This window comes from Stenotrophomonas sp. 1L-E-5-B-C3 (assembly GCF_057292075.1).
On the sequence record NZ_JBXAWS010000005.1, the window covers coordinates 77673 to 90160 of the forward strand.

Here is a 12488-nt window from a genome sequence, read left to right on the forward strand (position 1 = left end):
GGACTACCGCGCCACGCAGCTGACCGTCTTGCGCTGAGCGGGCGCCTTTCGGGATGCTCGGGGCGTGGGGACGGGTCTTTGCGTTGGAATGTCGACCATGGCGGCGGGTGCCCTTGAATGAGGTGCCCGTGGCAAGCCCTTCACAGGAGCGGTAGGGAACCATGACCGGACATGTGCACTGGGTATGGGCACCGATCCGGTTCGCTGCGCGGGGGTCCATTGGTTGCGGGCAATGACGGCGTGACTGCCAAGGCGAGTCAGGATTTGGACGTCCCGGATCTCGTAAAGGGCTTCACCGGATCCTTCCAATTTGTGGCACGCTCTCACCACGCGCGAGGACTTAGCGATGCGGCAACCCTCGCTGGAGACCACCACGCTGTGATGCTTCAACAGGCCCAGCTGGAAGATGTTCGCAGCGCGGTCAAGCGCTTCAGTGAGTGTGCCTGCAAACATGACTACGTAAAAAATTATAGCGAGGGCAGCAATGGATTTGTGGCGTGCGGGTGAACTCAGGACGAGGAAGAACAGATAGTGGAGCGGTGGAAGAAGCAACAGCATGAGGCCGAACTGCCAGTCCGTCAGGGCCGTAGCCGCCTCATGTGTTCCAATCACCACGAGAACGAAGATGGGCATGTACAGTAGGTACAGTGCCGTAGAAGCAAACGCTAGGGACAGTGGCCACAGCCCCCTCCAAGGGCGTGTGTTCGCTATACGCTCAGCAGTTGCTGAAGGTGTGGTTTTGCGAAGCACCGGGCCCAGTGCGGCAATGGCGCCCAGACCTACGAGAATGAGAAACGCATGGTCATGGCTCTTGCCAAATGCTGTGGCCAGTGACGCGTACAGAAGGAGCAGTGCAACTGCAGCCCCCACAAGGAGTGAGAGAATGCTGTTTAATGCGAGGTGTCGCTCTCGGGACCCTGGCCTACGCGGACCACTCGCGCTGAAGATCATTCCCCTCTGATGCCATTCGACTAGCAGCGCGGCTGGAATCAGCAGCGTCGCTAGGAAAACAAGCATCAAGAGGATGGAAAACACCACGATCGCGATCGCAACCAGACCGATATCGGTCAGGGTGATGCTGGGTAGGAAACGGATGCGCCAGAAGAACACCACCATCGCCAAAGTGCCGGCAGCAGCGAAGGCCCAGCGATGCGCAATGATGACTCCCAGTACTGACGCCGCACGCGACCACAGAGCGGGTTCCTCGCGTGTGGATGAATTCATTCCTGAAGGGTAGGATCCGGGCGTAGACACGGCGCGTCGTCCTTAAAGCGTTGGGTCGGGCCTGCTATCGGCCCAGCGCGCGTGTTCTTTAGCGAGTGCGCTATTCAGTTCCCGGCGGCGTGCTGTCAGCCGGCGCCCGCTACCTCGCTTTCGAGGTCAGCGCCCCTTGAGATTGAGATACAAGCGCGCCCCATCCGTTTCACGATACCCCGACCAACGCCCTCCGCCCGACGCGCGGAAGCGCCCGAATACGGTGTTGCTGGTGTCGGTCAACAGCAACTGGTTGCCCGACAGCACCCAGCGATTGGCCGAGAAGAAGCCATCCGGGCAGCCGGCAGGCACATAGGCACTGTAGCCACCGAACCATTCGATGTTCTTCAGCTCGATGGTGCAGTTGCTGCCGTTCTCCTGGCCCAGTGTCCAGCTGCCGAACAGGTCGCTGTCGCGCACATCGCGGTCATCGCGCCGGCGGTCATGGCCCCAGTCATCGCTGTTGTCGTGGAAGCCGAAGTCCACGTCCATCCCTTTGCTTTCGCTGCGTGTCTCGGACTGCGAGCTGCCGCTGGTGGTGGTCTGGGTGGTCATCGCGCCACTGGTCCGGGTCTGGGTGCTGCTGGATTGTGTGGTCTGTTCGGTGCGGGTGGTTTGTTCGCCGAAGCCGAACGAGGCGTCCTGGGCCAGGGCGGGCAGGGTCAGGCAGCACAGCGCGGACAGGCAGCTACGGGCAAGCAGGGCAGCCATCGCAGGATCCTCGGAAGGGTGGACCGCGCGAGTATCGAACCGGCGAGGCGGGAGACGGTGTGAGGGTGGCTCAATCGGCGATCACCCGCCCAATCGCGTCGGCCAGCAGCGCCCGCACCCGCTCCGGCGGCAGGCCCGGATCGCGCACGGCGCGCATCGCCAGACCTTCCACCAGCAGCCGCAGCAGCAGGGTTCGGCTGGCAATCCGCTCTTCGTCCACGACGCGGCCCAGGCTGACGTCGCGCTGCCGCAACCAGGCGTGGATGGCAGCGCTGGTCTGCTTGTCGTGGGTGCGCAGCACCTCGGCCAGCACCGGGTCGCGATGCGCCTCGGCATTGATCTCCGCATACAGGGCCACGCTGGCGATGGCGTTGCCGTGGATCGGCAGCACTTCGCCGCGTGCCCATTGCTGGTAGCACTCCAGCAGGCCGTCCACCAGGTCCGATGCTGCCGGCATCTCGCTGATCGAGGCCTGGTCGTGGCGCAGCTGGCGCTCGATCAGGGCCAGGATCAAGGCGCGCTTGTTGGCGAAGTAGCGGTACATCAGCCCTTGGCTGATCTCGGCTTCGGCGGCGATGTCGGCAATGGAACCGGCATGGAAACCGCGGGTGATGAAGCACTTCTGGGCGGCATCGAGGATGCGCCGGCGCTGGGCCTCGGCGTGTGCGGCGGCAGGGTCGTCAGCGGATACGGCTACGGCGGTTTTCGGCGTCATTGCGAGAGGTAGGAGCGTCCAAGGGCGGGATAGTACGTCATAAAAGATGTGAATGAACGGTCATTCATTTGTAATTGCCGCCTTCCAGACTGCGCCGGCCTCCTCCTTCCGCGAATGAGTCCGATGCGCCACCTCCCGCTGCACCGCCCGTTGCTTACCCTCGCCATCGCCGCCGCGCTGCCGGTGCTGGCCCATGCCGAAGACAGTCCCAGCGCCGAGGCCACGGCGTCCGCCGACGCGGCCCGTGCCGTGGTTGCCCTCGACCAGGTGATGGTGACCGCCCAGAAACGCGCCACCAACCTGCAGGAGACGCCGATCTCGGTGTCGGTGGTCGATGCCGAAGCGCTGAAGGACCGCAGCGCGATTTCGCTGGGCAGCTTGTCCGATGGCTCCATCCCATCACTGCGGGTCACGCCGTTCGCTACCCGCAGTTCTGCGCTGAACATCGGCATCCGTGGCATCGGTGCCTCCGGTGACGCCAACCAACCGGCCCGCGATGCCGGCGTCGGCATCTATGTCGATGGTGTGTTCATGGGCCGTGCGCAGGGCCTGGGCAGCATGCTCTACGACGTGGAGCGCATCGAAGTGCTGAAGGGGCCGCAGGGCACGCTGTTCGGCCGCAACACCGAAGGCGGCGCAGTGAGCATCGTGACCAAGCAGCCGACCGGTGAATTCGGCGGCAGCGTCAGTGCCGGTGTGTCCAACTTCAGCGGCTACAACAGCGCGCTGCACCTCGACCTGCCCAAGGTGGGCGATGTCAGCTTCAAGATCGATGCAGTGCAGGCCAGGCGTGGCGGCACCACCGACAATCCGATGCGTGGCGAGCGCGATTTCAACAGTTACGACAAGCGTGGCGCACGCCTGACCGCGCTGTGGCAGCCCCGTGATGACTTCTCGCTGCTGTACGCGTTCGATCGTTCCTACGACGCCACCACGCCGTACCACACCCAGGTGCTGGTACCGGGTGCCTACCTGAGCCCGCTGCAAAAGGCCGGCGCCAGCCAGGATCGCCGCGACAGCGCCATCCTCGGCGGCGCGCAGGAAGACAATACCGGCCGCACCAGTGGCCATCTGTTGAACCTGTCGTGGACGCTGAACGACAACCTGGAATTGAAGTCGATCAGTTCATACCGTGAACTCACCCAGGGCCAGTTCGACATGGGCCTGGTTGACGCGATCTCGGCCTATGGTGGCGCCGGTACGCCCTTCGGACGTTACAGCCTGGCCCAGGTCTACCAGCACCAGTACAGCCAGGAATTCCAGTTGATCGGCAACACCTCGCAGGTGCAGTTCCTCGGTGGCGCGTTCTACTACCACGAGACCGCCGGTGACAATGCGCAGACCCCGAACATGCTGGTGTGGGGCCCAGGTGGCAACAGCTATACGGTGAATCCGGCGACCAATCCACTGGATCTTTCGCGGGTGCGCATCGACCGCGCCAGCAAGGCCTGGACCGACAGCCTGGGTGTGTTCGGCCAGGCCACGTGGACCCCGGAGGCGCTGCAGCGCCTGCACCTGACCGCCGGTGGCCGCTATACCCGCGATGACAAGAAGGGCAGCCTGTACATCGTCAATGGTGCGGCGACCAACCTTGCGTTCAAGGACCGCTGGAGCCGCTTCGACCCGATGGTCAACATCGCCTACGACCTTGGCGAGCACGCGATGGTCTATGCCAAGTACAGCACCGGCTTCAAGGCCGGCGGTGCCAACTCGCGCTCGACCAACTACACCGCGTTCGGGCCGGAAGAAGTGACGGCCTACGAGCTCGGCTTCAAGTCGCAGTTCTGGGACAACCGTGCTCGCCTGAACCTCGCCGTGTTCGATTCGACCATCGCGCACAAGCAGATGGACTTCTCGCTGCCGTTCGACCCGAACAGTGGCGAGACCCGCACCACAATGGTCACCACCAATGCATTGAGCGATGGCAAGTCGCGCGGCGCGGAGCTGGAGTTCAACGTGATGCCGGTGGACAACCTCACCCTCGGCCTCAACTACGCCTATACGAAGATCGACGCGCAGACCGCGACGGACCCGTTCGGTGCAGGGGTGCAGGTAACGGTCCAGCCGCTGCTGGCGCCGAAGAACGCCGGCAGCCTGTCGGTCGACTACCTGGTGCCGTTCGCGAACTTCTCGGCACTGAAGTTCCATGTGGACGGCAACTGGTCCGATGGCTACTACACCAGCGAGTACGACCAGATGCTGACCGACAGCTCGTTCGTGGTGAACGCACGGGTGGCGCTGGTGGATGTGCCGGTCAACAGCACCGGCACCACGATGTCGTTCTCGCTGTGGGCGCGCAACCTGCTGGATGAGCAGCACCTGTTCTACAAGATCAACAGCGCAGCGCTGGGCCAGAGCGGCATCTTCAACGACCCGCGCACCTTCGGCCTGGATGTGGCCGTCAACTTCTGATTCGACTGGAGACTCCAATGAAGATCGCTCGTACCGAACTCGCCCTGGCCCTGATACTGGCCCTTCCGATGGCTGCCGCAGCGGTTGCCGCTGATGCGCCACAGGCCGTCGCTGCCAGGCAGGTGGCTGCCGCCAACACCAAGCCCGCCGCCGCCGATGCACAGCGGGTGATCCCGCTGCAGGGTGCCTGGAATGTGCGTACCTTCGCTGGCCTGCAGGGCAGCAAAGGGCCGATTCCCGCCGATGCCTTCGTGCGCACCGCCGACCTTGGCCGCCTGACCGATGCCGACCGTGATGCCCTCGTCGCCGCCGGTGTGAAGCTCGACATCGATCTGCGCACCGCCGATGAGGAAGCACAGTCACCGGATCTGCTGGCCCGCGACGATCGCTTCGACTATCAGCGCATTTCGCTGATGGGCACGGAGAAGATGGACCTGCAGAAGATGATGACCAGCTTCCCGGATACGCTGGGCGAGGCCTATGTGCAATGGTTGGACCACAGCCAGCCGCAGTTCAAGCAGGTGTTCCAGCGCATCGCTGCACAGCAGGATGGCGCGGTGCTGTTCCATTGCACTGCAGGCAAGGACCGCACCGGCATCATCGCCGGCCTGCTGCTGGACCTGGCGGGTGTGCCGAAGGCAGAGATCGTGCACAACTACGCAATCTCCGCGCACTACCTGGAAGGGCAGCCGAAGGACAGCGCGATGAACGCGCAGATCATGGCGTTGATCAAGCAGAATCCGGAGATCGGCCGCAAGATGGCCGGCATGTCCGGTACCGCACCGGACAACATGGAGCAGTTCCTGGCGGCACTGCACAGCCAGTACGGTGGTGCAGAGGGTTACCTGAAGTCGATCGGGGTCAGCGAACAGGAGATCCAGCAGTTGAAGGTACGGCTGGGGCAGGCTGGCTGAGGGTAGTGTCGGCCGCTGGCCGGCATTCCTTTCAGGTCTGGAAGCAAAAGGAATGCCGGCCAGCGGCCGGCACTACCCACGTCAGCCAGGCATGGCCTGGTTCTACGGCTCGGGTTTCACCCGCACAACCCGTTTCCGGTACTCGTACACGTTGTCACCGCGGATGCGCTTCTCCTCGGTGCCGGTGACCCGGCCCACCTGCTGGTCCGAGCCGGTCACCGGCTGGGCTTCGATCTCGGTTTCGTGTTCGAACGAATGCGATTTGTCGGTGTTGCGGTAATAGCGGTACAGCGCCCAGTACAGCGCGGTTGCGCCGGCCGGGCCTGCCGCCAACAGCCAGAGACCACTGTCATCACTCATGTCGATGCCACCAGGAAGGCGATTGCGAGGGCTTCAATGACAGTGCCGGTGGCCAGGGCCGCCAGCAGCATCTTCCACTGTTGCACGGGCACGCTGCCCATGGTTTCGCCGGTGCGGCCGTTCACTGCGATGTAGTGCAGCATGCCGCCGTTCTTGCCGGGCTGGTGGTACGAATACAGCCACACCGGCAGGTACATCGACACCCAGCGGGTGCCATGCACCTCCAGCTGTTCCTGTTCCCAGCGCACGCCACGGTTGTAGCGCTTCACCGAGCCTTCCACCTGTGCGCGGGCAATCGACAGCAGCTGGTCTTCCAGTCGCGGCCGCAGCTTTTCCACATCCAGGTTGCGCTTCTCCGAAGTGAAGCCAGCCAGGTACGAGGCGTTCCACTTCACCGCGTTCTTGGTATCGAACGGCAGGATGGTGTTGATGATGTTGTTGGTGTTGGCGCGGGTATCCAGATTGCCGCGTTCAGCCGAGGATTCCAGCGGCAGGTCATCGACGGTGAAATCCACCTGGCGCTCGACCTGGTAGACATCGGCGTCGTACAGGGTGCGCTTGTTCTTCTCGCTGCCGACCGTGTATTCGCGGGTCTTGATCTCGCCCTTGCCGGCCACGGCCGCGCTGACATTGCTGTCCACGATCATATAGGGCAGGAACACGCCCACCACGTTCTCCGGCGTGAACTGGTCCTTGAACGCCTTCAGCGCGAACATCCGGCGCTTGTCGACGAACTGGCGGATGCGTGCGACCGCGTCGTCCTTCTTGATATGGAAGGGCAGGACGGCATCGGGGACGGCGCCGTTGGCGATCTGCTCGTTGACGCCGAACACATGGCGGCACCAGTGGCAGCGCGCCGTCATCGTGCTTTCGGTATTGACCGTGACCTCAGCGCCGCAGCCGGTGCACTTGAACGTCATCAACGCCGAGGTGTCGGCATCGATGTCACGAGCGCCTGAGGCGACGACGGTGCCGCGCAGCTGGTCGATGGCCTCGCCCAGCCCGAATTCCTCCTCGACCCGCGCGCCATGCCATTCGTGACGGCAGTACAGGCAGACCAGAATATCGGTACCGGCCTTGGGCCGGATGTCGGTGGCGCCGCACTTCGGGCAGCGGTTGAGACCGTCCTTCAGCTCGCTGGCGGAAGTGTCGATGGCGACCGGATCGGGCGCTTCCACTTCATCGCGGATGGCCTGCGGTAGCTTCGAGGTGTCCAGCGGGAAGCTGCCGGGCAGGGGAGGGACGTCCTGCGGCGAACCCGGCCCATCCAGCGACGCCGCCGGCAAGGGCGGCGGCGTCGAGGGCGCGGATCCGGGCAGCGGCGGTGGGCCGTTTCGGGGATCAGACATGGTGGTTGTGCGTCCTGCAGTTACAGGCCCAGCGCCTTGGCCTTGAGCGCGTCGTAGTCGCTCTGGGTGATCAGGCCCAGGTCGAGCATTTCCTTGGCCTTCTTCAACTTGGCCACTGGATCATCGGCGGCCGGCGTGGTCGGCTGCTGCATGCCACCGACACCAAACATGCCCGAGGCCATGCCGACGCCGACCAGGCCTGCCGCGCCGCCGTTCTCGCCGGCGGACTGGATGCCCTGGGCAACGCTGGCCTGCAGGTTGGAATTGCCGCGCGAACCGGACAGCGCATCGGCGCGCTGCACGGTCTTCAGCAGCTCGCGGGTGTTGGCGTCGTACTCGATGGAGACGATGGCGGTCTTGACGATGGCCAGGCCGCGATCGGACTTCCACTGGTAACCCTGTTCAACTGCCGCCGACAGGCTCTGCGCGAAGCCCAGCGAATCCTGCTGCAGCTTGGTGATGCGGTTGCCCTTGCTCGGATCGTTCGTGTACAGGCTGAAGGCGGGAGCCAGCGAACCGACCACTTCATTGAACAGCTGGCTGGCGGCGGCGTTGTCCAGATCGGTGAAGTCGAACACCTGGCCCGGCTGCAGGTAGCTGGCCGGCACGAAGTTCTTCACGAACAGGATCGGGTCGACGATCTTCAGCGTGTACGAGCCACGGGTGACCGCGCCGACCTGGGTGTTAAGGAAGCCGTCGTCCCAGTAGATTTCCGACTGGGTGCCGAAGCGGTTGTCCGGCAGTTCCTTCAGCGAGACGAAATACGCAGCCTGCTGCGAGCCGGGCTGGCCGCCGAACTTGAAGCGTTCCCAGCTCTGCTTGATGAAGGTGCTGACCAAGCCGTCGCCGGCGAAGATCGACTGCGAGTTCAGATCATCCGAACGCCATTCGTAGCCACCGGGTTCGGCGACGAAGGCGGTGATCGCGCCATCCTGGAACAGCAGCAGGCCGTAGCCTTCCGGCACCACGATCTTCGAGCCGTTGCTGATGATGTTGGACGAGCCGCTGGTGTTGGAGCCGCGGCCGGCATTGGTGCCCTGCGGCACCGCCGCGAACAGGGCCGCCGTGGACGGCAGGCCCGTCGGCACGGTGTAGAAGTCCTTCCACTGGTCGGCCAGCACACCGCCTACCGCACCCTTGACCGCCTGTACCAGACCCATGTCCAACTCCCTGTGATTCGAGGGCAGGCACCATGCCTGCCTAGCTGTGCTGACTATAGTGGAGCCGGCCGCCACGCCGCCAGCGTCCCGGCTGACTCCCATTCATCCGGCCAGGTGGCAGACCGCGCCGCAGGCGATTGATCCATCGGCAACCGGCGGATTGGCTGCGACGAGTATCCGGCGCGGATATTCACGTCATTATCATGCCGATTTTCTGGAAACTCGCTCTCCATAATCCAGGGATGCGATTGCCGGGACGTAACTGGGCGGCGCGTCATCGGCAGTGCCGCCCCAGCGCGCACGACCCAGGCCTGGACGACGTCAGCCGTGCCGACCTCCAGCGGTGAAGGCAGTTCCCGGTGCAACGGGAGCGGACAGCGTGCGCGGCAACAGCGGTGCGACCTGCGGGCACGGCATGCGGCGTGGACGTCGCAGCATCCCGCGATGACGCCGGAGCGGCCTGCATCGCGTGATCGCCCGCTGCATCTGCAGTGGGTTGCCATTCCGAAGGGGAGTTTCAATGCACAGGCAAGTCAGTGAGATGCTGCAGCGCGCTTATCGGCCCTATCCGTCGCTGCCCGAACTGCTGGGCGCATTCGTGAAGGAGCTGGCCCAGCACAAGGCGATGCGTGGTGGCGAGGTGCAGCTGCATGGCGACATGGCAGGCATGGCAGCGGGAATGCCGCTGCCGGCCAAGGACGCCGAGCGCGGTCGATCACACCGGGTGCCCATCCGTTATGCCGGCGAGGTACTGGGCGAGCTGCATCTTGAAGGGGAGTGCGGCCCGCTGGACGGCAGTGCACTGGTGCTGGGGGAGCAGTTTGCACAGCGCTGCGCGCACCTGATCAAGCGCTACGAAGCCAAGGCATGGGCCGAGCAGGCACTGCGCAGGCCGCTGCTGCTGGTGGGGGCGGGTGAAGCACTGAAGCAGATCGAGGAGTTCATTGAACGCGCCGCGGCCAGTCGACTGCCGGTGCTGCTGCGCGGGGAGTTCGGTACCGAGAAGATGGAACTGGCTGCGGCGCTGCATAGCGGCGGCCACGCCAGGCAGGGGCCGTTCGTTGAAGTGAACTGTGCGCATCCTGCGGGCGAACCCGACGATTGGTTCGCGCATGCCCAGGGCGGCACGCTGTACTTCCACGAAGTGGACGAGCTGCCGGCGATCCTGCAGGGGCAGCTGTCGCATCGAATCCGCGGCCTGCATGCCACACGCTCCGAAGCGGAGGCGATCCGGCCGATACGGGTCATCGCTTCGACCAGTGCGGACCTGGAACAACGGGTGCGCGAGAAGCAGTTCTCACGGGCGCTGCTGGCCGGGCTGGAGTTCCTCATCGTGGACATTCCGCCGCTGCGGGAGCGGGTCGAGGACATCGGTGCACTGGCCGCACGTGCGCTGGAGCTGCACGGTTTCGATCCGCATGTGCTCAGTGAAGACGTCCTGCTGGCGCTGTGCGCGCATGACTGGCCGGGCAACCTGCTGGAGATGGAGCGGGTGGTGGTACGCCTGGCGGTGATGACCGGCGGCCGCTGCATCCGTCGTGAGGACCTGCTGCGCCATGCGCCGGGGCTGGCCGCTGCCAGCACGGACCATGTCCATGAACGTGGTGCATCACAGGCACCATTGCCGGAGCACGACATCGCACTGGACCCCGACGTGCTGGATCCACCCCGCCTGTCGCACGAAGGCCTGCATGACGGGCTGAAGCGCGCCTTGGCGTATCTGAAGGATCATGCCGCCGAACCGGTCACCCTGGGTGACCTGGCCCGCCAGGCGCATGTCAGCCAGTCACACCTCGGCTTCCTGTTCCGCAGCGAACTGGGGACCACCTTCAAGCTGCTGCTGCAGCAGCTGCGCATCGAGCACGCCAAGCAACTGCTGCGCGGCGGGCAACGACTGCGCATCACCGATGTTGCGCTGCAGGTCGGTTTCGGCGACCTGAGTCATTTCGAGAAGAGCTTCCGCCGCGCGGTGGGCGTGAGCCCGCGCAGCTATCGTCGTACTCCGGAGCAATGACAACACCCCGGCGCAGGCGCAGGCCTGCCCGGGGCGCGTGGCTGCCGTTGCGGACGCTATCGGGCGTTCGCCTCGGCGGCACGTTGCACCGCCAGCTCTGCGGCCTGTTCTGCACGCCGGCTGGCTTCGGCAGCCACTTCTAGCGCCGCTTCGGAAACCGCCATGCCGGCACGGACACCTTCGTCACTGGCCGTAACGGCGGCGTCCGCCAGTTCCTGGGCGATCTCCATCGGGGTCTTGCCGGCCGGATACGCCGGTGTCTGCGTGCCGGAAAGCGGGGTCGGGAAGGTCATGGTCTGTGCTCCTGGTGGGTTTGGAGTGGGGGCGCTTTGGTTGCTTCCCCCAAGGATATGGCTCAATGCTGCCTCGGCATCGGCCAGGATCTGCTGCGCCTGCAACCGGGCAGCTTGGCGGCCGGTCGCCACCGCAGCGCTGGCGGCTATGGCCAGCTGCGTGGCGACCTGCTGGGGGCTGGGCCCGGTTGGTCCGGGAGATGCGGCGGTGCTCACAGCTCGCCTGCCAGGTAGCCCACCATCGCCGGTGAGCCGGCATCAGCAAGAAAACGACGGTATCCCAGCAGGGTGATGACATTGTCCTCGACCTGTACGCGCGCTTCCTGATGCCGTCCTTCGATGCGGAACTGCACGCTGGCACCATCCTGGCCGAGCCTGCCACCGGCCACCGGATGCTCCTTCAGGAATGCCTGTGCAGCGTCGAGCTGGCGATGCACTCTGCTGCGCAGGTGTGCATGGGCCTGTCCCAGCAGGTCGCCTGCCCCGCGATCAAGGCACAGCGCCGCCTGCTGGGCGGCAAGGGAAATGCGCGGATAGCCGATCTGCCGCTGGGCGTCGAGCGTGGCGGCAATGGCGCTGCGCACCTGCTCCGGTGAAGGCAACTGTGGAAGCTGCGGGCCGTCGAGCGAGCCGAGCAGCATCGGCAAAAGGGCACGCAGCAGTTCCGTGGCATCCTCGATGCGTCGTTCCGCGCTGCCGCCGCCGGAGGCCACCAGGCGGTAGAAGTGGAAGTAGTCGACAAACTCGATGGGACGGCGTGCATGCAACAGGGCGAAGCGCGCCGCCTCGGCCTGCGTCTCCCCGGCATCGGCTGCGCCACGCTGCTCCGAAGCCAGTTCGTGCAACTGCAGGGCTTCGCGGAAGTCCAGTTGCTGCAACAACGGCGCGGTGCCTGCGCCGATAGCCGCCAGGAACGGCCGGAACGTCATCAACGCCGTATTGGTCAGCAGGTCGTACTTGTCCAGTACCTCCTGCACTTCGTTGGCCAGAAGCCGGTTGTGTTCGCCATGCTCCTGACGCCGCAGTACGTCAAGGTCATCGTTGTCCAGGCTCAGCAGCTTGATCGGGCTGACCTGCAACCCTACCTGGGGCAGCCAGGCCAGCCTGGACCCATGCAGGCCCTGTTGGATGCCGTCCAGCAGGGCGCCTTCGTCAGCGAAGCTGTAGCGGTGCTCAGGGGAGTCGATGGCCCATTGCAGCCATTGGTGGCCACCGTCGATGAGGCCAAGTACGTGCCGGCTGCGCGGGCCCAGCTGGCTGGTCTGCGGAGTGGTTCGACCGTTGATGAAAACGCTCATGCGTGGCT

Annotated in this window: 11 protein-coding genes; 3 read left to right on the forward strand and 8 right to left on the reverse strand. The window is 64.7% G+C overall.

What is annotated here, in order from left to right; genetic code table 11:
- Positions 1–3 precede the first annotated feature (3 nt).
- The 3 genes from AC0Z6F_RS08260 to AC0Z6F_RS08270 form a co-directional block, all read right to left on the reverse strand.
- Positions 4–1254 (reverse strand): hypothetical protein, encoded by a 1251-nt coding sequence (locus AC0Z6F_RS08260; protein WP_012511162.1) that lies wholly within the window; start codon positions 1252–1254, stop codon positions 4–6.
- Between the two features lie 126 nt (positions 1255–1380).
- Complete coding sequence (locus tag AC0Z6F_RS08265; protein ID WP_012511161.1) at positions 1381–1965, reverse strand: AprI/Inh family metalloprotease inhibitor; 585 nt, start codon at positions 1963–1965, stop codon at positions 1381–1383.
- 70 nt (positions 1966–2035) lie between these two features.
- Positions 2036–2680 (reverse strand): TetR/AcrR family transcriptional regulator, encoded by a 645-nt coding sequence (locus AC0Z6F_RS08270; RefSeq protein WP_012511160.1) that lies wholly within the window; start codon positions 2678–2680, stop codon positions 2036–2038.
- Positions 2681–2803: 123 nt separating this feature from the next.
- On the opposite strand from AC0Z6F_RS08270, the gene AC0Z6F_RS08275 reads away from it, so the two are divergent.
- Positions 2804–5092 carry a TonB-dependent receptor gene (locus AC0Z6F_RS08275; protein ID WP_198283141.1) on the forward strand — a complete coding sequence of 763 codons (2289 nt, stop codon included), beginning with the start codon at positions 2804–2806 and terminating at the stop codon, positions 5090–5092.
- Positions 5093–5109: 17 nt separating this feature from the next.
- A complete protein-coding gene (locus AC0Z6F_RS08280; protein WP_012511158.1) occupies positions 5110–6006 on the forward strand; it encodes a tyrosine-protein phosphatase in 897 nt (298 codons plus the stop codon).
- Between the two features lie 102 nt (positions 6007–6108).
- Here AC0Z6F_RS08280 and AC0Z6F_RS08285 read toward each other — a convergent pair whose 3' ends face one another.
- The 3 genes from AC0Z6F_RS08285 to AC0Z6F_RS08295 are packed head-to-tail and all read right to left on the reverse strand — an operon-like array spanning position 6109 to position 8875.
- Positions 6109–6366 (reverse strand): hypothetical protein, encoded by a 258-nt coding sequence (locus AC0Z6F_RS08285; protein WP_006368914.1) that lies wholly within the window; start codon positions 6364–6366, stop codon positions 6109–6111.
- The gene (locus tag AC0Z6F_RS08290) at positions 6363–7715 is read right to left on the reverse strand and encodes a membrane protein (protein ID WP_012511157.1); all 1353 of its coding nucleotides are present in this window, start codon (positions 7713–7715) and stop codon (positions 6363–6365) included. The genes AC0Z6F_RS08285 and AC0Z6F_RS08290 overlap by 4 nt, the downstream gene beginning before the upstream one ends.
- A 20-nt stretch (positions 7716–7735) precedes the next feature.
- Positions 7736–8875, reverse strand: a complete 1140-nt coding sequence (locus AC0Z6F_RS08295) for an SPFH domain-containing protein (protein WP_012511156.1) — start codon at positions 8873–8875, stop codon at positions 7736–7738.
- A 520-nt stretch (positions 8876–9395) separates the two neighbouring features.
- On the opposite strand from AC0Z6F_RS08295, the gene AC0Z6F_RS08300 reads away from it, so the two are divergent.
- The gene (locus AC0Z6F_RS08300) at positions 9396–10889 is read left to right on the forward strand and encodes a helix-turn-helix domain-containing protein (RefSeq protein ID WP_012511155.1); all 1494 of its coding nucleotides are present in this window, start codon (positions 9396–9398) and stop codon (positions 10887–10889) included.
- 56 nt (positions 10890–10945) lie between these two features.
- On the opposite strand, the gene AC0Z6F_RS08305 is transcribed toward AC0Z6F_RS08300, so the two are convergent.
- The gene (locus tag AC0Z6F_RS08305) at positions 10946–11182 is read right to left on the reverse strand and encodes a hypothetical protein (protein ID WP_012511154.1); all 237 of its coding nucleotides are present in this window, start codon (positions 11180–11182) and stop codon (positions 10946–10948) included.
- A gap of 212 nt (positions 11183–11394) precedes the next feature.
- Positions 11395–12480 carry a hypothetical protein gene (locus AC0Z6F_RS08310; protein ID WP_197583767.1) on the reverse strand — a complete coding sequence of 362 codons (1086 nt, stop codon included), beginning with the start codon at positions 12478–12480 and terminating at the stop codon, positions 11395–11397.
- Between the last annotated feature and the right edge of the window lie 8 nt (positions 12481–12488).